Here is a 26,851-nt window from a genome sequence, read left to right as displayed (position 1 = left end):
CCGAATGAGGGGTTATCTAGTTGACTATGGAAATATTTCATAATCAGACAACCTTTTTACGAATTTTATAGTTTTAAACTCCTAATTTTACCCATTTTCAGAATTTCAAATATATTCAGTTAACGACGGAAATCTGCTAGAATCCTATTAACAAGAGTCATTACATACTCTCAGCGCAGATATCCTATGACTCTTGGCATCTAACAGAAAAGGAGGGAAAGCTGTCGAAAGCTGCTTTAGGAAGAATGGTATAAAGAATTTTGCTTTCAAAAAAATGAAAACGGAGGAATGTTTATGAAAATCAAAAAAATTGCCGCCTTATCCCTTGCTGCATCACTTGCCCTGTTCCCTAGCTTCGGAGGTAGTGCTTTTGCAAAGGATTCAAACCCTCTAGAGAATGCTCCCAAAAATTCAGCAGTAAAAGTCAATCTTGAAAAAGGCAGTTATGTCAAAGGTGAAGTAATCGTCAAATTTAAGGATAATGTCAGCAAATCAAAAGAAGGAAGCGAACTGAATAAACTTGGTGCTTCCGAAGTGAAGGATACTGATGCAGTAAAATCCGATTATAAGGTGTTAAAGGTAGGAAATGTAGAGGCGGTTGTAAAGGCGCTGAGCAAAAACCCTAATGTAGAATACGCAGAGCCTAACTATAACTTTGCCTCCACCTGGACTCCTAATGATACTTACTATCAGGGCTATCAATATGGACCGCAAAACACTGATACAGACCTAGCGTGGAATGTAACAAGAGGAAGCAGTTCACAGGAGATTGCCATCTTAGATTCTGGAGTGGACTATAACCATCCTGACTTGGCCAGTAAAACAATCCGCGGCTATGATTTTGTAGACAACGATTATTACCCAATGGATCTAAACGGCCATGGAACACACGTTGCGGGGACTGCTGCTGCAATTACAAATAACTCCCGAGGAGTAGCAGGGATGGCGCCGAACACTAAAATTCTCGCTGTTCGTGTCTTAGATGCAAATGGAAGCGGATCTTTGAATGACATTGCTGACGGTATCCGTTATGCTGCCGATCAAGGTGCTGAAGTCATCAACCTTTCGCTTGGCTGCGATTGTAATACAACCACTTTAGAAAATGCGGTAAACTATGCTTGGAATAAGGGATCTGTTGTCATCGCTGCAGCAGGGAATGACGGAGTGTCCACAACTTTCGAGCCTGCTTCCTACTCCAATGTCATTGCAGTAGGTGCTGTTGATTCTCGTGACCGCAGAGCTTCATTCTCTAACTACGGCTCTTGGGTAGACGTTACTGCTCCTGGTGTGGATATTGCTTCAACTGTTCCTAACAATGGATATTCTTACATGTCAGGAACATCGATGGCATCCCCTCACGTTGCGGGACTTGCTGGCTTATTAGCAGGTCAGGGACGCAGCAACTCCCAGATCCGTGCCGCCATTGAACAAACGGCAGATCCAATCAGTGGAACAGGATCTTACTTCCAGCATGGCCGTATCAACTCTAACGATGCTGTAAGATACTAAATTGAAAAAAGCAGTCCTAAACAAATTGTTTAGGGCTGTTTTTTATTGTAGAAATCTAAGTAGTTAATAAGGAAGAAAAAAGGAGAAGAGGTTTTAAATGTTTTCTAAGATGTAATGAAAAATTGCTTTCGAAAGCAAGAATAATTAAGACGAACAGCTGGAAAATCAATACTAAAAAACCTATTTATATGTTAAAATTAGGAAACAAATTTAGCGGCAGCTGAATTAAGAGATAAAGAGAATTTTAATACATTTAATTAAATGCTTTTTCTTTTTCGTAAACTTTGTTGCAATTTTAGATTACCTTCGTAAGATAACTGCTTCATACCCTGCTAAGGCTCCCCGATTAGAATGAGAAATCTTAGTATCTGGAGGGCTATATTGACGAAAGCAAAATTAATGCAAAAATAGTCTGTTTAATAGGATTTCTTCTAATTAATTGCTGATTTAGAACGCAATCTTACCTTCATCCTCATTTGTAGGAGGATTGAAGCGGAAGGCGTACGATCTCCTGCGGGTCTAGCGGGACAGGTGAGACCCCGCAGGCGCAGCCGAGGAGGCTCACCGCCCGCCCCGCGGAGTCGTTCGCATGGAGCGGAAATCCATTTGGTTTAAAGCAGAAACAATCTTTTAGAAAACAGCCTAATAAAAAAAAGAAGGTATGCTGGATGAAAAAACTGTTATTGATCGTATTATTTTCTTTCCCAGTATTATTAGCGGGGTGTTCCAAAAATGAAGAAGACACAAAGGAATACATAGGGGTTATTGGCGAAGGAGAAGCCTTTGATTACACCTATATCTTGCTGAAAGAGAAGGAAGGATTCACCTGGGAAATTGGCTATAAAGGGGAAACCTCTTCAATAGAAGAAACAGCTGCAAACGAAGATGATGTAATGCACTACATTGAGGCAGTAAGTTCTGCTAAAGCTCAGTTTTGGCAGCTTGTTGTTTCCATTACTTACTTACTAATCGTCGCTTGTTTAACTCTTTTCCTTTTTATTAAGAAAAGAAATCTGTTTAAGGAGACCATTACCGTAATCGCTGTTTTTACTGGCTTCGGAATATGGCACGCTATGGAGGTTTCTTTTGACTTAAATCATTCTCTGCTTGCCATTGAAGCCAGCTACAGAGCGTTCTTATAAAAGGAAAACCTAGAAAAGTTGAGTTATTTTAAAATTGATAACCTCTTCATAATGTATTTAGCTCCAGTATCTCTATAATTGTCTCTTTTCTATAAGATTGTTGCTTTTGAATCTTTATTCGCCTCCTTTTCCCGTAGAAGGATAGGAGCGGAAGGCGAACGACCTCCTGCGGGACTAGCGGGACAGGTGAGACCCCGCAGGCGCAGCCGAGGAGGCTCACCGCCCGCCCCGCGGAGTCGTTCACCTGGAGCGGAAATCCAATTCTTTTAGTACAACCACAATCTATGCGAAAACAGCCTTATAAATAGTCTGTAAGTCAGAAAAGAACCTATTTTATATATAGGAAAGGTGGAGGGGTAATGTTTAAGGTATATACGAATGCGCTTGAAGGATACAAAGGCATGGAGGTTCCCTACTCCATTGTAGGTAAAAGTGAAGGGTGTAAAGATATAGCCATCATTTTACCAGGGGCCGGCTATACTGTTCAATCACCTCTTCTGCATTTTTCCACAAGTGTATTTCTTAACAAGTCATTCGAAGTTTTGCAGATCAATTATCGCTATAATGACAATTCATATGATGATTTCAGCATGGAGGAAATTAGTGAAGCGATCAAAGTGGATGTTAATACTGTCATCGATGAAGTTTTTTACCATAACAGCTATGAAAATATTTATCTTATTGGAAAGTCTCTTGGGACCATTGCCATGGGAGGAGTTTTAAATAGGGAAGAGTTCAGCAATGCCAAGGCGATTTGGCTGACACCTTTAATTCAAAGAGAGGATGTTCTTGAATCCTTGTTGGGAAGCAAAAATAAAGGTTTGTTATTCATTGGTGATCAAGATCCTTATTTCACTTCAGAAAGATTTGAAGAAGCAAGTAAGAGTCCTAATCTCACAGCAATTTTAATTCCTGAAGTTAATCATATTCTCGAATACAATGAGAAGACACTAGATTCCATTGATGTTTTAAAAAGAATAGTAGCGAATATTGATCATTTCTAAATAAAAGTTGAGGAGGCTGAGAGGATGCTTGGTCTTCCAAGAGGAGAAGTCTTTATAGTTCCGTGGAGTGATAAGTGGGAAAGCGAATTTGAACGGGAAAGGGAACAAATTCACAGGGTGCTGGGCAGCCGCGTAAAAGTCCACCATATCGGAAGCACTTCTGTTAGGAATTTAAAGGCAAAACCGATTATTGATATTGCTTTAGAAATAGAAGATTTTAATACCGGAGAGAAGTTTGCGCTGCCTCTTGAAGGGCTTGGCTATTCTTACAGAGGTACAAATATTCTCCCAGATAGGCACTACTTCAATAAAGGCGAACCCAGGACCCACCAAATTCATATGTATCAAAGAGGAAGTCAATACTTGATTCAGCAGCTGAAATTCAGAGATCATTTAAGGAACAACGAGCAAGACAGGAAAAACTATGAAGAGCTGAAATTACAATTAACCCAACAAAATAAACGGGACAAGCATCAATATGCAGATGATAAGACCGAGTTTGTGTCAGAGGTCTTGAGGAAAATATTATAAATGGATTTGTTCATGGCTCCTAGTAAACATGGCTGTCAGCAGTCAGATTGCATTTATAAAAGAGACAATTTACTGCATTGTATTTCCATTCAATTGAGGTGTTAAATTGCAAAATAGATTCATCAGGGGTACATTCTTTTTAACAGCAGCGACCCTAATATCCAAAGTTCTTGGTTTTATATATATTATTCCATTTACAGCTCTTGTCGGGACACAGGGCTTTGCTCTCTATGGTTATGCTTATGGTCCTTACACTATACTTTTAAGTATTTCCACTATCGGCCTTCCCCTGGCAGTCTCCAAATTTGTGGCCAAATACAACGAATTAGGCAACTACAGAGCAGGGCTGACACTTTTAAAATACGGTATTTGTTTAATGATTTTGAGCGGGGGAATATCCTTTGTTCTTTTGTATGTGCTTGCACCTTACTTAGCAGAAGCTGTGGTCGGAGCGAATGAATCTTCAGGAAATAAAGTGGAGGATGTTCAGTCTGTGATACGCCTGGTGAGCTTTGCTTTGATGATTATACCAGCCATGAGTATTTTTAGAGGATATTTTCAGGGAAGCCAGTCAATGGGTCCTTCCGCAATGAGTACAGTGATTGAGCAGGTAGTCAGGATAGCCTTTATCCTTGTTGGGGCATACCTGATTATTCACGTGTTTGAAGGAACGGTGGCGAATGCCGTTGGGGCAGCTGTTTTTGCAGCATTTGCAGGAGGGGCAGCTGCTTTTTGTGTTTTGCTCTTCAGTTTCATTAAACGAAGAGGAGTTATTAAGAGGCAGAGGGATGAAAGTCCGGATAACGAAAATTTACCTATTTTCTCAATAATAAAAGAACTAATAGGGTACGCTATTCCATTTGTGATAACCGGGCTGGCGATACCGGTCTACCAGAACATTGATATATTTACCATAAACGAACTATTTGTATCAGCAGGCTACACATTAGGTGAAGCAGAAACGATTAATTCAGTGATGAGAATGTCGCTGATCCTGGTCATGGTTCCTTTATCACTGGCAACCGCCTTTGGTATGTCTCTTATCCCCGAAATTACCTCTTCTTTTACGAGGGGAAAAGCCAAGGAAGTTAACAGTCAAATTTCTCAATCGATGCTGATCATGATGTTTTTTACTCTGCCGGCAGGTATAGGATTAAGTATACTCGCAAAGCCGGTTTATGCGATGATTTTTGGGACGGGAAACAGCCCTGAGCTGGGTGGTTTTATATTACAGTGGTATGCACCTGCAGCAATTGTATTGGCTCTTTTTACTCTGACAGCCGCTATAATGCAAGGAATTGATCAGCAAAAGCAATTGATTGCAGGGATTGCAATTGGGGTCCTGGTAAAAATCTTGTTGAACTTAACGCTTGTAGGTTCTTTGGAAGTTGCAGGTCCCATCATAGCAACCTACCTTGGATTTTCGGTATCTATTCTTTTTAATGTCTATAGGATTAAGAAAGGTGTCGGTTTTAAAATGGCTCCCTTTTTACATTCCTTAAGAGAAGTGGCCTTATTAGTAATCGTTATGGGATTAGCAGTTTGGGGAGTGAAAGCTCTAGTAGAATTATGGCTGCCGGCTTCTTTCGGTGATTTTTATGGATCGGTTATCATTTCTATTATATCCATCATAGCCGGGCTCCTTGTTTACCTTGGAGGGGGAGTCAGGATTCGCTCTGTAAGGAATCTATTCATCAGTATAAAGAATGATAGTTTTTCAGCATGATACCGTTGATGAGTCATGAGGTACCACAATGGAAAATGTGGACTGCAACCTTGTCGGCCAAATAATTTATAAAGGATAAAGTGAAACATCTCTAAGAAGGATCCATATTCTTTAAGAGGAATCGGGAGAACCTTTGTCGAATGACTAAAAATGAAAACTAAAAAGAGGAGTGTTATTAATGTGCGGGATTTGTGAGTAGACACGAATTAAGAGACCAGAATTTACCGAAAGAACGGGATAAACTTCTACAGCGCATCCTGAATGATTTAACCAATGACCCAGATGTCATGGGGATTTATTTAGGAGGTTCGCTGGCTAAGGGGAATCATGACCGCTATTCGGATATAGATTTACATATCATTGTCTCTCCGGAAACCAGGAATGAATTTATTCGAAACAAGTGCGAACGGCCGAGAAAATGGGGAAATGTTTTATTTTTTGAAGGACATCCAAGTACGCCGGTAATTGTTTCCCACTTTGATTGTTTCGTTAAAGTGGATACCTTTTATAAAGAACCTGGTGAGTTGACCCCTTCTCTTTGGCTGTCTGGGTTGAAAACACTTTATGATCCTGAGGGGATCGTGGAAAAGGTTTTAGAGGCTTCCTCAAAATTAAAATACAGCCCTTCTCCGGAAGAAGTGGAAGCATGGAGAGGAAAGGTGCTTGCTTTTATCCATGAAACATACCGGGCCGTCATGAGAAATGAACAATATTATGCACTAGCCAATTTAGATAGATTAAGATGGCTGACCGTCCAAGGTTGGTATATGGAAAATGACCAGCGGATAGATAGTTCTTATGGCATCTGGTCAAAACTTGAAGGTGAAAGAAGCTTGCTGGAAGATTGGCAGCTGGCTTTACTGGACAGCTGGGAATCAACCCGTGATTCGGCGGATATCATGAAAACAGTAAGCAGTATCTTACCTGAATTTTTTCGCTTGAACAAACAGCTTTCCAGTCAAACAGGAATACAGGAAAACGATGCTTGGTGCAAGGAAGTTATCAATAAAGTGATATAGTTTTGAAAGAGGCGGCTGCTTGTTACTGGAGCAGCCACTTTATTTTTTTCGGAAGGTAAAGTTCACAAAGGGCTGAAACGATTTTCGACTGGAGGCAAATTGTTATGAAATCATTAAAAGGTAAGATTGCAGTTGTCGCTGGAGGTACAAGAGGGGCTGGACGCGGGATCTCAGTAAAACTGGGTGAAGCTGGTGCAACGGTATATGTCACTGGAAGGACGACTCTTCACAGCCCATCGCCCATGGGCCGAAAGGAAACGATTGAAGAGACTGCAGAATTAGTTACACGTGCTGGAGGTTTAGGAATTCCAGTAAAAACGGACCATACAATTGAATCCGATGTCATTGAGCTGTTTGAGAGAGTCAACGCAGAAAGTGGGAGACTGGATATACTCATCAATGATGTATGGGGCGGAGATCCTCTGACAGAATGGGGAAAAGCGATTGGTGAACACAGTTTGGCAAAAGGTCTTCAAATGCAGAAGCAGGCAGTAGAATCACATATTATTACCGCTCATCATAGTATTCCTTTATTAAAACAAAGCGGCGGAGGCTTGATTGTGGAAATTACCGACGGAGTAGATTATAAGCCCCGTGGAAATTTTTACTACAGTTTGGCTAAAATATCCAACATTCATATTGCTCAAGCAATGGCAGAGGATCTAAAGGATGATCGTATTACCGCTATCGCAGTCACCCCTGGATTTTTAAGGTCGGAAGCAATGCTTGAACTATTTGGTGTGACAGAAGAAAACTGGAAAGAGGGAGCCAATAAAGACCCTCATTTTATTGCTTCTGAATCTCCTTATTATATAGGAGAGGCGATTCGCAGCTTGGCAACGGACCCTGAAATACATAGCAGGACAGGCGGGGTATTCAGCACATGGGACTTGTCCGAAGAATACGGATTTAAGGATATTGATGGAACCCAGCCTCATTGGGGGAATTATTTTAAGAACTACCTAGGAGAATGAGAAAAAATTGACTTTCAATTAGGGAAAATTAGTTTTCAAAGCAATTTAAAGGTGGGGGAATATGAAAGAAGGAATCGCTTATCTGACCATTTTACTCGTCATTTCATTCGTGTTTTTTCTAGTCATCACAAACTGGCTGGAAACCGGAGAGCCGGCAATTGTGTTTGTACTGATTATATTAGCAGCGGATAAGATTTTGGATAAGAACAAGTGGCTGATTGAGGGGTATCTGAAGCAGTATAATAGGGATAAGTCAGAGGACAAAGGAAATCTCTGATCTGAGAACAAATATAATTTTAAAAGGGAATCTATAAAGGATCTCCTTTTTCAACGTCATGAAATACAGTGTTATGAAAAAAGTCTCCCATTTTAAATGGGAGAATTTTCACATTCTACTCGTTATTTATGTTCTCACCTGTATTTTCGCGTTTTTTCTCACTTTCAGAAACGATAAGCGCACAAGCGGCATCTCCAGAAATATTAATCGAAGTTCTTGCCATATCAAGCAGCCTGTCAATACCAAGAATCAAGCCAATGCCTTCAACAGGAAGGTTCACGCTGCTAAGTACCATTGCGAGCAGAATGAGTCCTACACCAGGGACGCCGGCTGTCCCAATGCTGGCTAGCACGGCAGTCAGCACTACAGTAACCAATTCTCCGATAGAAAGGTCAACACTGTATACCTGGGCTATGAAAACCGTGGCAACCCCCTGCATGATCGCAGTGCCATCCATGTTGATGGTTGCGCCCAATGGCTGTACGAAAGAGCTGACAGGCTCAGAAACCTTCAATCTTTTTTGTGCTGTCTCCATTGAAATTGGAAGGGTTGCATTACTGCTGGATGTACTGAAGGCCACACTCATAGCCGGGCTGAAATTTTTGAAGAACCATAGTGGACTTTTGCGAGCCAGAAGCAGTACAGCTCCTCCATAAGTGACGGCTGCATGGACCACTAAGGCAAGAATGACTACCATCATATAGAGCCACATAGCCTTAATGGCTCCCCAGCCCTGGCTTCCAATTGCTGAAGCGATCAATCCGAATGTACCGTAGGGGGCAAATTTCATAACCAGGGTCACGAGATACATCAGCAGGTCATTTGCCTGATCAACCAATTTCAGTATCCCTTTTGTTTTGTCTCCCAATGCCGTCAAACCAAACCCAATGAAGATGGCAAACGCAATAATTTGCAGCATATTTCCCTCTGTCATTGCAGCGAGCGGATTCTTAGGAATGATGTTCATCAGTGTCTCGCCGACTGGAGGAGCTTCTTCTGTTTCAAAACCTTCATTATTCGTCGTGTCTATACCTTCAACAAGTCCGGGGTCAATGACATTCGCCAGTGAAAGTCCGATAACAATCGCGATGCAGGTTGTCAGAAGAAAGAATAGGATTGTTTTGATTCCGATCCTTCCGAGCTTTTTAGGATCTCCAAGGCCGGCTGAGCCAAGTACAATTGACACAAACACAATGGGAACCACGAGCATGGAAATTAAATTAAGAAAGATTCTTCCTAATGGAGTGAATAAATAAGGGTCTGCTATATCAAATACATCTTTTGCAAAGATATTCAGTAATAAGCCAGTAATGGCACCGGCAATTAAGCCGATAATAATCTTGCTTGTCAAACCAAGTTTCATATGATTTCCTCACCTTCTTTTTTAGGCAAAATATTTTCAGGTTTTTTCCCTTTTTAAGCTCATGCCAAACCTCCCTGTTGGAATCTTGGCGGGGTGGGCGGCTGCCTATCAGGATGGCAAAAAATTGTACATAAATTAAGGAAAAAGAGTTTTATGTAAAGCAGTTTTCGCATATATTGCTGCTTTCGTATATCCCGGATACAAAGAGTTTTCCTCTCTAGTGGAATAATGGATTTTGGGAAATTCTTTTTAAATAGCAGCAAAGTTTACGAATACAGCCTATGCTAAACAAATCGCTGCTTGGTGAAAAAGACTGCAATTGCTTTAGGCTGCGAAGACCAATGTAAGAATAGCTCGGGATGAGGATAATTTTCTTCAGCAGCTGACACAACGAGTACAAGAAATCCTCAAAGAAAGATTTATTTTACCAGAATGTCATGTATGGATGCAATTTTCATATAAAAAATTTACAGTCCAACAGGAGGGAAGCCTCTCTTCCTTAAATCTTCGTCAAACAGGTACACCCGAGTTAGGTCAGATTTCTTCTTCTTTTTTCCATTAAAATAGTCTAATAGCCTTGAAGTTGAAGTTGAAGTTTGAAATAATGAAACTGAAGTGTAAATATTTAGAAAATGCTATAATTATTTCTATTTTTGGCGTTTCACTTCAATTATTCATAAGAAGTTTTGAAGAGAAGGTGTTATCCATGGATAAAAAGAAACAGAAGAAGAAAAAGAAGAACAGGCATGTCCCTGTCCGGATGAATCTCTTGTTTTTCTTTGTATTTCTCTTATTCTCAGTACTGATTTTAAGGCTGGGAGTTGTTCAGATAGTATCAGGTGAGGGATATAAACAGGAAGTCGAGAGAACAGAAGATGTTGTTGTAACCAACAGTGTACCAAGAGGAAAGATCTATGACCGTACAGAGAAAGTCATCGTTGATAACGTGGCTAGAAATGCTATTACCTATACTCCGCCGCAGTCATCTAATCCAGAAGACATGATGGAAGTGGCGGTGAAACTGGCGCAGCTTATTGAAATGGATACTTCATCTGTAAGAGAAAGAGATCAAAAGGATTATTGGATTTTAACTAATAAGAAAGCAGCTGATAAAAAGGTAACAGTTGAGGAAAAAAAGGAGATCGCAAGGAACAAAGATCTTTCTTCTAAAGAAAAGAATAACAAGATTTATCAGATGACTTTGGAGAGAATATCTGAACAGGATTTAGCCTCCCTCACTGAACAGGATATTGAAAACCTTGCGATTTACCGTGAATTAAGTACGGGATACGCACTTACGCCTAAAATCATCAAGAACGAAGGTGTAAGCCAGAAAGAATTTGCCGTAGTTAGTGAGAACCTATCTGAATTACCAGGCATCAATACAACCACAGATTGGGAAAGAGTGTATCCGTTTGAGAATACGATCCGTTCCATACTGGGCAGTGTGTCTTCATCAAAGCAAGGGCTACCAAGTGAAATGGTTGATTATTATTTATCGAAGGATTACAGCCGTAATGACCGGGTCGGAACGAGTCAGCTTGAGCTGCAATATGAACATATATTGAGCGGGCGCAAAGAAAAGATGAAGAATGTTACGAAGGACGGAGCCGTGCTGGAGACGAAGGTCATGAAAGAGGGACAGCGAGGAAAGGATATCGTCATCACCATCGATATGGAGCTTCAGCAGGAAGTGGAGAAAATCGTTTCCGAAGAACTTCTAAAGAATGTCCATCAGGGAAGGTCCTCGCATTTGGATAGAGCATTTGTAGTGATGATGGATCCCAATAGCGGAGAAGTACTGGCTCTCGTTGGTAAAAGGTATGGAAAAGATCCCAGCACGGGTGAATACAGAGTGATGGATTATGCTCTCGGAACATATACCAGTTTCTATGAAGTAGGTTCTGCTGTAAAAGGAGCTACGGTCCTTACTGGTTACATGGCAGGCGTGATCACCCCGGGGCAGTCTTTAGTGGATGAGCCTATAGAAATTGCGAATGACAAGAAAACTTCGTGGTTTAATACGAATGGTGGCAGCACCACACCGATGACGGACCGATATGCCCTGGAAAGATCTTCGAACGTTTATATGTTTAAAGTTGCCATGAAAATGGCAGGAAATCCTCATTACATCCCGAAAGCTCCTATCAATGGCTCCGAGAAGGACCTGGTGAATCTGAGAAATCATTTTAACCAATTCGGCCTGGGAGTGAATACTGGAATAGATTTGCCGGGTGAAGTCGATGGTTATAAGGGCCAATATAGTCTGCCTGGTAACCTCCTTGACTTTGCCATCGGGCAGTTTGATACATATACTCCTTTGCAGCTGGCACAGTATGTATCGACGATTGCAAATGGCGGATACAGAGTCCAGCCGCAAATTTTGAAAGAAGTAAGAAAGCCAGGGAGGGATCCAGAGACCCTGGGTGCGATGGAGATGAAAAATGAACCCACAATCCTGAATAAGGTCAACGTGACATCTCATCAGCTGGAAAATGTTCAAAAAGGCTTCTACCAGGTTTACCATGGATCTAAAGGAACGGCTGTTACCCACTTTGGCGATGCTCCGTATGTTGCTGCCGGGAAGTCAGGAACAGCAGAGTCCTTTACGCCTCGTGATCCTGTAACTGGATTGAAGTACTCAACTTATAACACTACATTAATAGGATACGCCCCTTACGATCAGCCTGAAATTGCCTACTCTACTGTTGTGCCGGCGTCACATAACGGGAAAACAGATCCTTATATCAATAAAGATATTTCCAGAAGAATTATGGACAAATATTTTGAATTGAAGAAACAGCGAGATAGTGGGGAAGAGAAGAATATCAGCGAATCAAGTGAGTAATACAGAAGAGGAACGTTATCGTGAAAGTGCATGGAAACTGACTTATGAATCGGCATAGGTCAGTTTTTTATACTATCGAAAATGTTCCCAGAATCAAAAGCATCAACCACCAGGAGGAAAGTAGAATGGAATGTTATATTAGAGAAGCCGGAAAGAATGATTACGATGCTGTTCATCGAATACAGAAGCAGGTTCACGATATTCATACACAGGAAAGACCAGACCACTATAAGATGGCTGATATCACGCTCGACAAGGCTTATTTTAACAAGTTAATAGATGGAAAAGACACGAAGATATTTTTATTAGAAGAAGACCAGCCAGTCGCTTATACTATCTTAACTGTAAAACACTCAGCTGATAGACCCATTCTAAAACCAAAGAAAGTTGTCTACATGGATGATTTTGGTGTGGATTCTAAGTTCCGAGGAAAGGGAGTGGGAAGAAAATTCTTCGAGAAAATAGTGGAATTTGCAAAAAATATAGAGGCAGATTCGTTAGAATTAGGCGTATGGGAATTTAATGAGAGTGCCATAAAATTTTATGAATCAATGAATCTTAAGACAAAAATGAGGGTAATGGAGATCGACTTATAAGTAGCTTTCGTTCTAAGGCAGACTCAGTAGAGGCCTAGATTCTACTCTCGTATTTTTAAGCGGTTTTTTAGCATGAATTAGTGTAGAGCTGAATAGGATGAAAGGGTTTGGAAAGTTAAAAACGTTTACGATAGATGGGATTTATTGATAGCATGAAGAAGTTGAAAGTTTAATAGATCAATAAGAAAAGGGGTCGTAACATGTTCAAGAAATTAGCAAGTGATGCACTGGGCCTAAGCGATATCGGAAAAATCATTAAGAAAGAGGACTTTGACAAAACGTTATCGGATGATTATGTCCTTCATGAAGATGGCGAAAAAATTCATTTTTTAATCAAGTCCAAGACGGATGAATACTGTTTTACCAATAGGGCGCTGATTCACCTTGATGGAGAAAAAGCAGCAAGCAGCAAACGAAATTTGTATCGTTATGAATACTATCAACATCCTATCAGCGATGTTTCAATTGAAACTGCCGGAACAATCGACCTTGACCTGGAAATCAAATTCACACTAGGCGATAAACCAGTGTCCGTGGATATTGATAAAAAGGAAGGAGAAGCCATTGCAGATTTATATAAATCTCTACTGGCCATTTCTCATATCCAAGAAGAAGGGAAGCGCAAACTCGACTGGGCTGAAAGAAGTTTGACGGTTTCAAAGGATCTCATTCATAATAACCGCTTCCACGATAACGACATTTCAAATGAGTTCAAAGAAACCACATCATTTGCCTATGCCTGGTTAAACGACCACTACCAAACGAACACGAAAAAAGATTTTGGAGAAATTTTTAATCGATATATCCAAAATTGACAAATCCATGTACTGCCTGCTCCCGTAATTCAAAGGGAGACAGGCGTTTTTTTTACTCAATTGCTCCAGGGTGGTGTTTCTTCACTCTAGTGCCATGCTGCTTATTTGTACCGAGCAATACCTAGCTGAACATATTCATTTTTCTAGTGACTATGAACCTTAAATTTAGCCAAAGTGCCGGGGACCTTTTAGAAACAAATGTAAGTTGAGGAAGTGTTTACTAAATAAGACTTTAGGTTAAAAAAAAACAAAGGTACCCTCAAAAAAACATTGATACTATCTAATCATTCTTACTTTTACAAACATATCCTTATAAGTATTAATGAAAATCCCTAGCAGCCTCGATGAATAATCAAGAGCAGCAATCTTTGCCAAACAGTATATAAAAAGCATTACTAAATTTTGATATCTTTTACTAATGTGTTCTACATGATAAAATATATTGACTATTCTGATTGACATTAAGTTATTCAATTTTAAATTTTGAATTACTGTAAAGTCATTTTAATAGAAAATAAATCTAATTGGCAGGTGTAAAGTCAACTTGCAAAAGCTGAAGATCTTAATGATCACGACAGGTCTCCTGTTAACAGGTATTCTTATTTATTTTTTTTCTCCGTATTCAAAAAATGAACACGTAAGTATTTCAACTCAAACTGCTTCAATAAATGAGCAACTGGAGAATCTGGACCCTGAAGAGAAGAAAAAGATAAAGAAAGAGCTTAATGAAATAGAAAGTGATGAAGAAAAAGCTGATAAGCCTTCGTCGATCACTGAAGAAATTAAGGAAAATGTCAGGGAAGTGCTTAAAGGAGTAGTCCGTTTATTCATCCAAGACATGAAAGTCGTTTCCATCGGCGATTCACTTACTCAAGGTGTAGGAGATGAAACGGGGAACGGAGGCTATGTCGGAATCCTCAATAATACGTTTGAAGATAACGAAATAAATATCACCATAGATAACTTTGGAAAAAGAGGAAACCGCACTGATCAATTGTTAAAGAGACTGGAAGAAAAGGAAATAGCCGACTCTATTAAGAATGCTGATGTGGTCCTAATCACCATTGGTGCAAACGACATTATGAAAATAGTAAAAAGCAATTTCATCGATTTGAAGATGGAAACTTTTGAAGAAGAGAAGAGAGGGTACAAGGAAAGGCTGAAGGAGATTTTTGATAAGGTTAATGAGTATAATCCTGATGCTGAAATTTATTTGATCGGATTTTATAATCCGTTTGAAGGTTACTTTGGGAATATCAGTGAATTGGAAATGGTCATGAAGAGCTGGAATACCGCTGGAAAATCGGTCACAGAGGAATTTGAAAATGTAAATTATATTCCGACGGCTGATTTATTTGAGGATTCTGATCTGGAGTTATTAGCGGAAGATTATTTTCATCCCAATACAAATGGTTATAAACTTATAGCCAAGCGGGTATTGGAGCATGTAAAAGAAATCGACTTGGAAGCAGAAGTGGAACCAGATGATAGTGAGCCTGACTCCGAAGTAATAGAATAGATGTAAAAATGTTTTAAAAAGCTGAAGGCACGCACTTCAGCTTTTTTGCTTTCTCTCTTACTCTGTTATTCGAAATAGCATATTCGATAAAAAAAACAAAAATTACCTCAATCCTTCCATGTTTTTTACGATTATTAAAGGGTAATTATACCTGAGAACCATATTCTTATTCTAAAATGGAGGTTTTAATCATGGCAAACAACAATAATAATGATCAAAACAACCGAAATGAGTACTTTGAAGACAGAGCGGGAACAGATGAGGCAAGATACCATGTTGTCCCGCATGATAAAGAGGGCTGGGCGGTAAAAGAAGAAGGAAACGACGATCCCGTTTACACAGCCGGCTCTAAGTCTGATGCCGTGAAGGAAGCCAAACAGAGAGCAGAAAAATCAGGCACCATGGCTTATGTTCACAGCGAACATGGACAGATTGAAGAACAGCATAACTACAAAGATGAATAATAGTTTTCAGCCCGGGAGTAATATTCCCGGGTTTTAATTTTGATTTTAAATACCCTAAATAAAAACATATTGTGAAAAAGTTGATTTGCTGGAATAATTAGGTTAAAAGGTTGGGGAAACACATAAATACTGAAAGGTCCTACTGTATCTGGGGTTATTGGTAAATCATGATCCTTTTCGACGCCGGAAAATTATCAGGAATGGAAAAAATATTTTTTAAAATTATCATGTGCAGTATATTATATTTTTATTGAAAGGTGAGAACGTTATGATAATCAGAGAGGCAGAAGCCGGGGAAGCAGAAGAGTTGATCTCCCTCATCAAAGAGGTTGAAGCAAGCTCCAGATTTATGCTCATGGAACCTGGAGAAAGAAAAACAACTTCAGAAGGACAGCGGAAACAATTGGAGCGGATAACGAATCAGGAAAATTCAACGGTCTTAGTAGCAGAGAAGGATGGAAGATTGATAGGATATTTATTTGCCATCGGAGGGAACACCCTCAGAACCAAGCATTCTGCTTATCTTGCAATTGGGATAGCCGAGTCCTGCAGAGGACAGGGGGCAGGCACTTCATTGTTTCAATGGATTGAAGAGTGGGCTGCACGTCATAAAATATCCAGACTTGAACTTACAGCAGTAACAGAAAATCAAGAAGGGGTAGCTCTTTATAAAAATAGAGGATTTGAAATCGAAGGTACAAAGAGAAATTCCTTGTTCATCAAAGGTAGATTTTTTAATGAGTACTATATGTCGAAGCTGCTAGTATGAAGAACAATTTTCAATCATTGGGACAGGAGAGACATCTTAATGAGGATTTAAATTAAAGCAGGTGCTGTGGCTGTTCTTTGTGTTTACTTAATGATCTTAACAAATATGATTTTATTTAAGTATATCTCGTTTCCGGAAATCATAAGTCATTTTACATTTAAGACGGAAGGGGCATACTGGAATCAGAATAACTTTATTCCCTTCAAAACAATGTTGTATTATTTGTTCTTGGCAGATATCAATACAAATTTACGGGTAGAAAACCTGGCGGGAAATATCATTGGTTTTATGCCGCTGGGATTTTTGCTTCCCATAATTTCCGTGAGGTTTCATAGCTTAAAAAGAGTTGCTTTTGCTGCCTTTTGTTTAAGTTTAACATTCTAAATCATTCAATTTATATTCAAATTTGGAAGCTTTGATGTGGACGATTTAATTCTGAATACAGTCGGAGGAATAGCAGGCTGCTTGCCAATCTTCCTGTTTCTCAGAGTGTACAAATCAGGCCATAGCACACAGAATTGCTAATTAGATAGTGCAGTTGCAGCAGCTAAAGGTCTTCATCGATCTTTAGCTTTTTTATTAGAATTAACTCTATACTTCAATTTCAACACTTTAAAAAACTCGGTGATAATCAGAAGCGAGTATCATTATTCTGTGTTTATTATTGGCTTTTTTAGTATAGTTTGCTACTATCTTATGGCCCTTAAGAGGAAATATTCTGGAAGCAAAAGTAATTGAGCAGATTCCCATATAGAGAGGGAAATTATAATTAGGGGGGAGAACTCTGGGGATTTTTCAAAAATAATAATAAATGCGAAAACTGTCTATTTAACTAAATGATTAAAGCTTTAGAATGCTTCTTTACCTTCACCCCCTTTACGTAGAAGGATTGGAGCGGAAGGCGTACGATCTCCTGCGGGACTAGCGGGACAGGTGAGACCCTGCAGGCGCAGCCGAGGAGGCTCACCGCCCGCCCCGCGGAGTCGTCCGCCTGGAGCGGAAATCTATTACTTCTCAAAGCCACAACCATTGAGAAAACAGCCTTATTATTTCAAGACACTTCCGTTGAAATAGAATAAATCAATTTAAAAGATTTTTATAAAAAACCTCTTTACCTTAACGCAGCGTCAAGGTATAAAGTTGAAAATATCAGGAGGTGAATTCATGGAATATACGGTAAAAAAGCTAGGAGAATTAGCAGGCATCAGCACCCGCACATTGCGTTATTATGATGAAATCGGCATTCTTAAGCCGGCAAGAGTCAATTCTTCAGGATATCGGATTTACGGTTTAGAGGAGGTAGACCGACTGCAGCAGATTCTCTTTTATAAAGAACTTGGTGTTGAATTGGAGCAGATCAAGGAAATCCTTGATGATCCTAGCTTTGAAATAACCAGTGCCTTGGCCGAACATCGAAAGAAAATGGTCGACAAGCGGCGTCAGCTTGATCGGTTGATCATGAATATAGACAAAACCATCGAAATGAAAGAAGGGAGAAGACAAATGTCTGCTAAAGAGAGATTTGAAGGCTTTAAGAATAAGTTAGTAGAGGAAAACGAACGGAAATATGGTGAAGAGATAAGAACAAAATATGGAGACGAAACAGTAAACAGATCCAATACCAAGGTGAAAAGCATGTCACATAGCCAGTTTGAGGAAGTGAACAAGCTCGCTGAAGAAATTCATACAACACTTTCGGAAGCGTATAAAACAGGGGACCCTGCTGGTAATCTCGCTCAAAAAGCGGCCGGCCTCCACAAACAATGGCTGATGTTTTATTGGAGTGAATATAGCACAGAAGGACACGCTGGTCTGGCGGACATGTATGTGGAAGACGAGCGTTTCAAAGCATACTACGATAAAGAACAAGATGGAGTTGCGAAGTTCTTGAGAGATGCGATATACGTCTTTACAGGAAAAAAAGATTAGTTTAGGTTGGGGCACATGAAAAAAGATGCAAATCGGCTGTGATTTGCATCTCTTTCAGGTTATCTATACATAAAAATATATTCAATTTGCTCTCTTTTCACTCACTCTTCCATTTGGATCCTCGCACAGGCTTGCTAATTATTTTACAAGTTGGGCTCAAAAAATCGAAACCTTTATCGTTTTAAACTCGTCAACGTATAAACGGGAGAGAACAGGGGTGGCAGTATTGGCATCAATATACAAAAATACTAAAGTGAAAGCTCCGAAAAAAAGAAAAATCAATCGGTTCATGATTGGTATTTTAATGACCAGTGTTATAATCCTGGCAGCAGGCATCTATGTAGCTAATTGGGCTTTTTTTAATATGGGCAGGCTGCCTGCTGGAGAGTATCTTACTGAAGAAACATCACCGGACGGAAAATTAACGCTAAAGGCCTATGTAACCAATGGCGGAGCAACCACTTCTTATGCTGTCAGAGGCGAGTTAGTATTCAACAAAGAGGAAAAAAAGAAAAGAAATATCTATTGGAATTACAGGGAAGAAACAGCGAACATTTCCTGGACTAATAAAAATACAGTCGTGATTAATGGGCATTCACTAAAAGTCCCTGATGAAAAATTTGATTTTAGGAATCAGTGAAGAAAGGTCTTTTAACCACTAAAATCGAGTAAGCAGCATAAGAATTAAATATTTTTAGCAAAAACTTTCACCGTATTTAGGATTGCAGCATCGATTATTCTTTTTTGTGAATGAAATTAAAATACCTCTGTCTATAAGTTATTTCTATTCAATTGAGGGAGTAACGGGTACCTTTTATCTAATGGCAGCCGGTATTATGTTCATGACAGTGATAAACAAATAGTGGAAATTGTTTAAACTGAACGATGCCGCTTCTTGATTGCGTCCACTTGTTGTGAAGATGCAGTCTCACCATCGTGAGTAAGGTCTTTATTTATTTTTGAAGAAACGATTAAACAGGAGTTTTCATTATGGTAAAATCAGGATAGGGAGAGTTGCTTTTTTTTTGGGATTCATATTTCTGAAAATTCCACCTATTAAACTGTAATATTATATAGTACTATAGCATCAGGGGAAAGAGGAGGGAAGCCAATTTTATGAAAGCTGAAACAGAGACGGTTGTAGTGAAAAATGTCGGCGAAGAGGGTATTAAGCCTATTTTGAATTGGTTCGATGTACAAAAGGCGTCTTTCTATAAGCTGGCCAGGGCCTATTCAAGCAGCAACCATGAAATTCAGGAAGTTTTTTATCAAACGGTAATGAAGCTTTTTGATGATAAAAAGTATAATGTGGAAGATCAGAATTTTGAGCTGCAGGCTGCAGCGCTTTTTATAAAAGAATGCCAGGCAATCAATAAGACAAGCATCGATGATACTGGAAGTCAGCAGTCTGGCAGTACATTCAATGAATTGAAAAAGCTTGAAGAGAAAGATAAAGAAGCGGTTGCGGTTACATATCTGAAAGAATTATCGTTTGAAGAGGCAGCGCAGATACTGCAGATCTCCATTGACTCTTTAAAATCACTGCTGTCCAGAGGGATACAACAGTTAAGCACAGGATTGGAAAAGAAGAAACACCAAGGAGGCTGTACACCATATAGAAATAAATTCATCGATTATTTAGGGAAAAACCTGGATAGAAATGAAAAGGTTGAATTAGAGATTCATATCCCTACGTGCCCTTCCTGTCAAGAGGAACTGACTGATGTTCAGGAGGCTATTCTTTCGCTGCAACGAAGTGCAGATCAATTACATATTCCACCTGAGTTGATGCGCTCGGTCAAAGAGAAGGCAGCTGAAACGGAATTGGTCAGAACACAGAGAAAGAAGAAGAGAAACAACCTTGGCCTTGCCGCTGTTGGCGTGCTGACATTTATCGTATGTACCGGTTTTGTAACAGGAGGATTCACTAGTCTCTACTATTCTTGGATGGGATGGACTGAAAAAGAAGAAATGGAAATCGTCCAATACTACAAAAGCGGAATAGGCGAACCGCTTGAACTCGTTCAGGAAAGCAATGGAGTCAAAGTAACGATCAAGACGGCGGTAGCCGATGATGTGCAGACGATGATTTATTACGAAGTGGAAGACATAAACAAAGAGAATCAATACTTCCTCAATCAAGATGAAGGACTGCGTGTGGAAAATGAATATGAAATACTGGACAGGCAGGCTAACCAAAGATTTTTCCATCCCTATGAACATGGGCTGGCCAATGAAGAAGAGGAAAGTATTTTTAGAGGAAAAATCAGTCTCGCTCCGATTAATTCCGATAACGGGACGATTAAGCTAAGGCTCATGAGGCTTCAGGAAACGATTAAAGAAGAACCAGACAGTGATACAGTTGGCTCTTATTATCCTGAATTCTTAGAGGGTGAATGGAGTTTTGATATTCCGGTCGAAAAGCACAAATCCACAGTATATGATATTGACCAGGAAAGTGAAGTAGATGGATTTCCAATCAAGATTAACAAAATCACACTGGCTCCTACGGCAACCCTATTGGAATACAGCTATCAGGAAAGAGACCAGGAACAATGGATAGAACATGTAACCATGGATTCCCTTACCACTAATGGTCATTCAGCGAAGGCTGATTATTTCGGAGGTGGAGAGTTTATCAATCAATCAGGAGAATGGACGACTTTACAATCAAGGTTTGAACCGCTTTTTGTTACTAATCCTGAGCAAGTGACCCTTTCCTTGGAGTCCATGCACCTTTTTATTGAAGACAAAAAAGACATCGAGGTTAATCAAGCTGATGAACTTCCGCAAACCTTTCAATATCGAGGAAGCGAGCTTTCCATCGACCGTGTGGAAACGGCAGGAAATACTACTAAAGTCTCTATTACTGACCCTTATACTAAAGGCAGAGAGCATGAAAGACTTCGTATTCAGGTGATGTCTGCTAATTCATCTCAAGGTTATGGTTTTGGGGTTGACGGTATATTGGTTGATAAAAATGGCCAGGAATTCGCACCTGAAGAATATCACTACCCTTTTAAAGATGTTGAACAGCCCCGCTTCTTTGAGACAAGCCACGAACTGGAAATTTATGATGATTCATCAAATGATCCAGGTTATCCGACGAAGCTGGTGATTGAAGGGTATAACGTTACGAAGTATATAGAGAGCAAGATTAATATTCCATTGAATTAGAAGGTTATTATGCATAGAGATAATGTTCCTCTATCGGTGAGTTTTTTAGACCTTGCAGAAAGCTGCTTACTTATAAACGAATAGGAATTGGAGAGATTCAATGAGAACTGAGAATGAAATGATGAATATCATACTGGAGGCAGCAGGGAACGAAGATAACGTCCGCGCTGTCTATATGAATGGCTCAAGGACAAATCCTAATGCCCCGAACGATATCTTTCAAGATTATGACATTGTATATGTGGTTAAAGAAACGTCACCTTTAATAGAAGATAAAAGTTGGCTGAAAGTATTTGGTGAGCTTCTCATGATTCAGGAACCAGACAAAAATGACAGAATGGCCGGCATTCGGAAGGAGTCAGCCAATTCTTATGGTTTTCTGATGTTGTTTGCAGACGGTAATCGAATCGACCTGCAGCTCCAAGCAATAGAAGGGATGCTGCCGAGGTATCTCAGTGATAAGTTGACTGTTCCTTTGATGGATAAAGACAACATCTTACCTCCCATCGTGAAACCGACTGATATAGACTATCATATAAAGAAGCCGACAGAAGCCCAATTCTTCAGCTCATGCAATAATTTCTGGTGGTGCCAGCAGAATGTAGCCAAAGGAATATGGCGTGATGAGCTTCCCTATGCAAAGAACATGTTTGAGTGCATCATACGGCCCCATCTGGATGAAGCAGTCTCATGGTGGATAGGAATCCAATCGAATTTTGGGGTGTCATCTGGGAAATCAGGTAAGTATTTTAAAAAGTATCTTCCTGATGCCTATTGGGAGATGTATCGGGCCACCTATTCTGACGGGAACTATAATAACTTTTGGGAAGCTGTCTTCACCGCCTGCTCGTTGTTCCGTGAATTAGCCAGGGAAGTTGCTGAAAGCCTGGAATACACTTACCCAGAACAGGATGACCGAAATATGATGAGGTACATGGAAAGAGTACGGAATCTTTCAAATGATGCAGAAGAAATCTATTAAATACATACCTGAACAATGATTCTTTAAAGGGTGTCGCTGTACGTGAAACAAAGGAAGAATGCGGACTGGATATCGAGGACGCAAAAACTAGACAAGTCCATCTGTAATACGCATTTCCTTGGAAAACCGTTTGGAGGAGAGCTTGCTACAAAGGGATTTCCAAGAGAAGGTCTGCTCAGGCACTATGAATACACTTGTTGGAAATTCGATGATTTGTACTTGTATTCTCTTTTAAGAAGTGATTTATATACGGCTTGATGCTCAACATGCAGGAGCAGAATAAAGAAGATAGCAGGAGTGCTGATGCCGCCTGTTATTTTTTATTGTGCTCTTAGTGTGTATATCGCTGGTAGTTAATAGGCTTGTTTGTCTTCTCATTTCACAATAATGCAGCTGTAATCGTTGGCAACTCAGATTTTTTCAGAGAATGAAGGAGCAGGAGTGGTATGTATGTTGAATCAAAGGTCCGCCTTATTAGTGCTGCTGGCCGCGGTTTTGTGGGGAACAACCGGCACTGTTCAAACTTTTGCTCCTCAGGGGGCAAGTCCGATCTCTATTGGAGCCTTCAGGCTTGCAGTTGGAGGGGGAGCTTTATTTCTGCTGATGATTGCTGCAGGAAAGCTTCAGTTGAAGAACTGGCCCATAAGACCAACCATTTTGGCTTCTTTGAGCATGGCTTTATATCAACCGCTATTTTTTTCTGCTGTATCTATGACAGGAGTGGCAGTAGGAACAGTGGTTGCCATCGGAAGTGCGCCAATTCTTGCCGGGCTATTGGAATGGATAGTGCAAAAAAGAAAACTATCAAATCTATGGATTTTTTCAACAATACTCTCAGTTACAGGCTGCTCTTTGCTATTTAGTAACAGGGAATCGCTCATAATAGAGCCAGTTGGAATATTGCTGGCCTTGGGAGCAGGGCTTTCATTTGCCGTCTATACATTAGTCAGCAAGCAGCTGATCAGTAACCGCTCTTCGCTTTCAGTGACAGCGGTCGTATTTTCATTTAGTGCCTTGTGTTTATCTCCTTTTCTATTTCTCTCAGACATGACATGGATATTTAACGCAAGTGGAGTGGCTGTCAGTCTTCACCTGGGACTTGCTGCTACTGCCGCTGCTTATTTACTCTTCGCAAAAGGGCTTATGAATGTTTCTTCCTCTACAGCGGTTACACTTTCATTAGCTGAACCGATTACTGCAGCCTTGCTGGGTGTCTTTTTGGTTGGAGAAACGTTAAGTACTTATTCTTGGGCGGGCCTGGTCTTAATATTAACTGCAATATGTTTATTGATGTCGTTGACTAATCGTCAAGACCAGGGAAAGGTTATATCAAAAAACTGAAGTGCTCAAGTCACTTTTTTCTCTAATCAGTTTCTCCCTTATCTTTTAGGGTAGAAAAAATAGGAAAGGAGAATGAGATGGACACAATTCTTTTTGGTTTATTTGCTGCAGCATATATTGGATTGGCAATTTGGACAATTAAGATATATAAAACGGAACGTGTGATCAGTGCTGCTTTTCTGGTGCCTGTCATTTTGGGGCTTGTTTATGATAATAGTATCATAGCTGCAGGAAGATTCATCGGGGAAGGGTCATTCCTTCAATTTCTGAATGCGCTCCGTTATTGGTATCATGCGTTTTTCACACCTCTTCTGGTTCTTTTCTCGTGGAAGACATTAGAGCAGGCGAATATCAGTTGGGCAAAAACCAAATGGTTGCGCTGGGCCGCATATCTTCTGACAGCAGCGTTGGTTTTGCTTGAACTCTTCACAGAAGTCTTTGGTATGGAATTGGAGGCTGCTTGGGATTATGGAGTTCTTACATATAGCAATACAGCATCCTCTGGCGGACCTCCCATAATGGTTCTCGCCGTTTCAGTTGTTCTGTTGGCCGCCTCTATTATCATATGGTCGAAGAAGAAATGGATTTGGTTTTTCCTCGGTTCGCTTGTTATGGCGGCTGGAAGTGCTGTGCAGCTTCCAATCGAAAGCGGCGCAATCACAAACTTATTTGAACTTGCATTGCTGAGCTCTTTGGCTGCAACAGCGTATTTCCAAAGAAATAGAGAAGAAGTTTGAGGTGTATGGGAGAGAAGTAGAAATAACAATAAGCAAGCAAATTCTGTTATGAATTGCTTGCTTATTTTATTTTGGCAGGGCACATGCAGATTTATCATTCCTCAGACATGATTCATAGCTGTAATACCGATCCGTCAGTGTGAATCCGAAATAAAGATGTTAATGCAGATGGGGTAGACCTCTGCGTTTTCTTATTTCTGTGGAAAATCATGAACATGAGTAGTTACTGAGCAAGGGGGCTTTAATAAATTTCCACATGAGAAATAAGCAGGCGGACTTCCTTATTAGAAGGAGAAGAGAAGAGGAGAAAACATGCATAGCGTAAACATCAGATAGCCTTTTATGCAAAAGTATGAACAGATAAAAACATTTCGCTGACCATTCACAGCTCGGAATATACCGTTTTTTAAAGTAAAATTCTTCATATCTGCAGGAAAGCATTCCATATTCACTCGTCGTCCTTTATACTAGATAAGTATGTCTTCTAACAGAAATATAAATTTATCTTAAAGAGATTCTTTATAGATTATTAAAAGTTGTGGTATGAAGGAGGAATTCCAATTGAAGATTACTCAAGGTGAAATGGTAGAAACACAAATTCATCGATTGGATGATAGGGGTGCTGGACAGGCTGTTGTTTGGCGTGAGAATGAGAAGGGCCATATCGGCAAGCTGAAACTTACGATACCCCGTACTCTTCCCGGAGAAAAGGTCAGAGTGAAGGTCGATGAACCTCTAAAAAGGAGAAGAAAAGCCATTCCTGAAGAAATCATTGAACCGAATCCTGATAGGACGAATGCACCTTGTCCTCATTTTGAACGCTGCGGAGGCTGTGTATGGCAGCACTGGAGTTATGAAGGCCAGTTACGACATAAAACCGCTCACGTTAAAGAAGAAGTTGCTTCTCAAGGATATGACCCGGCTCTTGTACTTGATACGATCGGAATGGATAATCCTTGGCAGTATCGAAACAAGATGGAGTTCACGTTTTCACCGGACGGTTCCCTTGGATTGCATGAGCAGGGGAATTTCCGTAAAGTCATTTCGCTCGAAACATGTTTGATCGCCAGTGAAGAAATGGTAACAGCGGCAATGGAAGTAGCAGACTGGGTAAGCGAGCATGAATTGAAAGGATACGATAAAGACAGCCATGAAGGCCTGCTTCGCCATCTGATGGTAAGGCAGTCATTTGTAACGGGAGAAATCATGCTTGGCGTCTTTGCCACAGAGTCACCAGATGGCAGTCTGGAAGTAGCAGTATCTGATTTGGTTGATCGTGTGGAAAAAAAGTTCCCAAAAGTCAAAAGTTTGCTGTGGCTTGAAAATAGAGATTGGGCAGATCGTACTCAATCAGAAAAAAGCCATACGCTGGCTGGACGCGACTACATCTATGACGAAATGGATGGCTACAGATTCCGCCTCTGGTTTGACACGTTCTTCCAAACGAACCCCGTGCAGGCACAGAAGCTAGTAGACTTGGCCGTCGAGATGGGAAAACCGAAGAAAACAGAAAAAATGATCGATCTTTTCTGTGGTGTAGGCACTTTCTCACTGCCATTTGCTAGCAGAGTCGGAGAACTTGCCGGAATTGAAATTGTAGAAAGCTCGATTGAATCAGCTAAACGCAATGCTGAAGATAATGGAATTTCCAATACAACCTTCCTCGCAAAGGATGCAAGAAAGGGAATCGATGAGATCCTCGAGAGCTTTGGAAGGCCTGAACTGCTGCTGCTTGACCCTCCTCGTTCCGGTGCGGGCGGGAAGGTCATGAGAAGAATTGGACGTTCTCAGCCCGAAAGGATTGTCTATGTTTCTTGCAACCCTTCCACTTTTGCTGCAGACATTAAAGAATTAGAGCAATTTGGATATAGCTTGAAAGTGGTTCAACCGGTTGATTTATTCCCTCATACCGTTCATGTAGAGTGTGTTGCAGAGCTAATTTTAGAGAAGTAATAGTGAAACACCATCACGAACTGCCAAGTGTTTAACTTGAGATGAAATGCGGTAAAATGCAAACATCATTCAAGAAGCTAATCACATATAATTCACAGTGAAAAGGGTTTGGAGGTCAAATAATCTCCAAGCCCTTATTTGTACATCCTGAAATTATAAATTGATCATAGGCTGCA

At 40.3% G+C, this 26,851-nt stretch carries 22 protein-coding genes and 2 pseudogenes; 23 read left to right on the top strand and 1 reads right to left on the bottom strand.

Going from position 1 to position 26,851, the window contains the following annotated elements:
• Positions 1-294: 294 nt before the first annotated feature.
• The 8 genes from FZC79_RS00990 (at position 295) to FZC79_RS00955 (ending at position 8,182) form a co-directional block, all read left to right on the top strand.
• Positions 295-1,509 carry a S8 family peptidase gene (locus FZC79_RS00990; RefSeq protein ID WP_148945040.1) on the top strand — a complete coding sequence of 405 codons (1,215 nt, stop codon included), beginning with the start codon at positions 295-297 and terminating at the stop codon, positions 1,507-1,509.
• A 668-nt stretch (positions 1,510-2,177) separates the two neighbouring features.
• Positions 2,178-2,651, top strand: coding sequence for a hypothetical protein (locus FZC79_RS00985; RefSeq protein ID WP_148945039.1), 474 nt, complete (start codon positions 2,178-2,180; stop codon positions 2,649-2,651).
• Positions 2,652-3,010: 359 nt separating this feature from the next.
• The gene (locus tag FZC79_RS00980; protein ID WP_148945038.1) at positions 3,011-3,655 is read left to right on the top strand and encodes an alpha/beta family hydrolase; all 645 of its coding nucleotides are present in this window, start codon (positions 3,011-3,013) and stop codon (positions 3,653-3,655) included.
• Between the two features lie 24 nt (positions 3,656-3,679).
• Positions 3,680-4,186 (top strand): GrpB family protein, encoded by a 507-nt coding sequence (locus FZC79_RS00975; RefSeq protein WP_148945037.1) that lies wholly within the window; start codon positions 3,680-3,682, stop codon positions 4,184-4,186.
• A 106-nt stretch (positions 4,187-4,292) separates the two neighbouring features.
• Positions 4,293-5,912, top strand: coding sequence for a putative polysaccharide biosynthesis protein (locus FZC79_RS00970; RefSeq protein WP_148945036.1), 1,620 nt, complete (start codon positions 4,293-4,295; stop codon positions 5,910-5,912).
• A gap of 191 nt (positions 5,913-6,103) precedes the next feature.
• A complete protein-coding gene (locus FZC79_RS00965; RefSeq protein WP_148945035.1) occupies positions 6,104-6,931 on the top strand; it encodes a nucleotidyltransferase domain-containing protein in 828 nt (275 codons plus the stop codon).
• Between the two features lie 104 nt (positions 6,932-7,035).
• Complete coding sequence (locus FZC79_RS00960) at positions 7,036-7,905, top strand: SDR family oxidoreductase (RefSeq protein ID WP_148945034.1); 870 nt, start codon at positions 7,036-7,038, stop codon at positions 7,903-7,905.
• A gap of 61 nt (positions 7,906-7,966) precedes the next feature.
• Positions 7,967-8,182 carry a short-chain dehydrogenase gene (locus FZC79_RS00955; RefSeq protein ID WP_148945033.1) on the top strand — a complete coding sequence of 72 codons (216 nt, stop codon included), beginning with the start codon at positions 7,967-7,969 and terminating at the stop codon, positions 8,180-8,182.
• Positions 8,183-8,297: 115 nt separating this feature from the next.
• Here the strand turns inward: FZC79_RS00955 and FZC79_RS00950 are convergent, their stop codons facing one another.
• Positions 8,298-9,545, bottom strand: a complete 1,248-nt coding sequence (locus FZC79_RS00950) for a dicarboxylate/amino acid:cation symporter (RefSeq protein WP_148945032.1) — start codon at positions 9,543-9,545, stop codon at positions 8,298-8,300.
• Between the two features lie 706 nt (positions 9,546-10,251).
• Between FZC79_RS00950 and FZC79_RS00945 the strand changes: the two genes are divergently transcribed.
• From FZC79_RS00945 to rlmD, 15 genes and pseudogenes are all read left to right on the top strand, one after another.
• Positions 10,252-12,393, top strand: coding sequence for a peptidoglycan D,D-transpeptidase FtsI family protein (locus FZC79_RS00945; protein WP_148945031.1), 2,142 nt, complete (start codon positions 10,252-10,254; stop codon positions 12,391-12,393).
• A gap of 125 nt (positions 12,394-12,518) precedes the next feature.
• Positions 12,519-12,989: a GNAT family N-acetyltransferase gene (locus FZC79_RS00940; protein WP_252183214.1), complete on the top strand. Its 471-nt coding sequence runs from the start codon at positions 12,519-12,521 to the stop codon at positions 12,987-12,989.
• A 200-nt stretch (positions 12,990-13,189) separates the two neighbouring features.
• Positions 13,190-13,804, top strand: a complete 615-nt coding sequence (locus FZC79_RS00935; RefSeq protein ID WP_148945029.1) for a PH domain-containing protein — start codon at positions 13,190-13,192, stop codon at positions 13,802-13,804.
• Between the two features lie 544 nt (positions 13,805-14,348).
• A complete protein-coding gene (locus FZC79_RS00930; RefSeq protein WP_148945028.1) occupies positions 14,349-15,323 on the top strand; it encodes an SGNH/GDSL hydrolase family protein in 975 nt (324 codons plus the stop codon).
• A gap of 191 nt (positions 15,324-15,514) precedes the next feature.
• Complete coding sequence (locus FZC79_RS00925; RefSeq protein ID WP_148945027.1) at positions 15,515-15,787, top strand: DUF2188 domain-containing protein; 273 nt, start codon at positions 15,515-15,517, stop codon at positions 15,785-15,787.
• Between the two features lie 268 nt (positions 15,788-16,055).
• Complete coding sequence (locus tag FZC79_RS00920) at positions 16,056-16,556, top strand: GNAT family N-acetyltransferase (RefSeq protein WP_148945026.1); 501 nt, start codon at positions 16,056-16,058, stop codon at positions 16,554-16,556.
• Between the two features lie 90 nt (positions 16,557-16,646).
• Positions 16,647-17,081 (top strand): annotated as a pseudogene (locus FZC79_RS00915) (VanZ family protein).
• Positions 17,082-17,720: 639 nt separating this feature from the next.
• Complete coding sequence (locus FZC79_RS00910; RefSeq protein ID WP_148945025.1) at positions 17,721-18,485, top strand: MerR family transcriptional regulator; 765 nt, start codon at positions 17,721-17,723, stop codon at positions 18,483-18,485.
• A 289-nt stretch (positions 18,486-18,774) separates the two neighbouring features.
• Positions 18,775-19,125, top strand: a complete 351-nt coding sequence (locus tag FZC79_RS00905) for a DUF5412 domain-containing protein (RefSeq protein WP_148945452.1) — start codon at positions 18,775-18,777, stop codon at positions 19,123-19,125.
• Between the two features lie 476 nt (positions 19,126-19,601).
• Positions 19,602-21,662, top strand: a complete 2,061-nt coding sequence (locus tag FZC79_RS00900) for a DUF4179 domain-containing protein (RefSeq protein ID WP_148945024.1) — start codon at positions 19,602-19,604, stop codon at positions 21,660-21,662.
• Between the two features lie 100 nt (positions 21,663-21,762).
• Complete coding sequence (locus FZC79_RS00895) at positions 21,763-22,644, top strand: aminoglycoside 6-adenylyltransferase (RefSeq protein ID WP_148945023.1); 882 nt, start codon at positions 21,763-21,765, stop codon at positions 22,642-22,644.
• A gap of 150 nt (positions 22,645-22,794) precedes the next feature.
• Positions 22,795-22,902, top strand: a pseudogene (locus tag FZC79_RS23525) (GNAT family N-acetyltransferase); the annotation flags it as partial.
• 192 nt (positions 22,903-23,094) lie between these two features.
• On the top strand, positions 23,095-23,985 hold the full coding sequence (locus tag FZC79_RS00880) for an EamA family transporter (protein WP_148945022.1): 891 nt from the start codon (positions 23,095-23,097) through the stop codon (positions 23,983-23,985).
• Positions 23,986-24,062: 77 nt separating this feature from the next.
• Positions 24,063-24,722, top strand: a complete 660-nt coding sequence (locus tag FZC79_RS00875) for a hypothetical protein (protein ID WP_148945021.1) — start codon at positions 24,063-24,065, stop codon at positions 24,720-24,722.
• A 561-nt stretch (positions 24,723-25,283) separates the two neighbouring features.
• Complete coding sequence (rlmD, locus tag FZC79_RS00870) at positions 25,284-26,675, top strand: 23S rRNA (uracil(1939)-C(5))-methyltransferase RlmD (protein WP_148945020.1); 1,392 nt, start codon at positions 25,284-25,286, stop codon at positions 26,673-26,675.
• Positions 26,676-26,851: the final 176 nt, after the last annotated feature.

The organism is Rossellomorea vietnamensis, from assembly GCF_008180615.1.
GTDB classification, from domain to species: Bacteria; Bacillota; Bacilli; order Bacillales; family Bacillaceae_B; genus Rossellomorea; species Rossellomorea vietnamensis_D.
The sequence above is the reverse complement of the archived record's forward strand: the minus strand, read 5'-3'. Positions and strand labels throughout refer to the sequence as shown.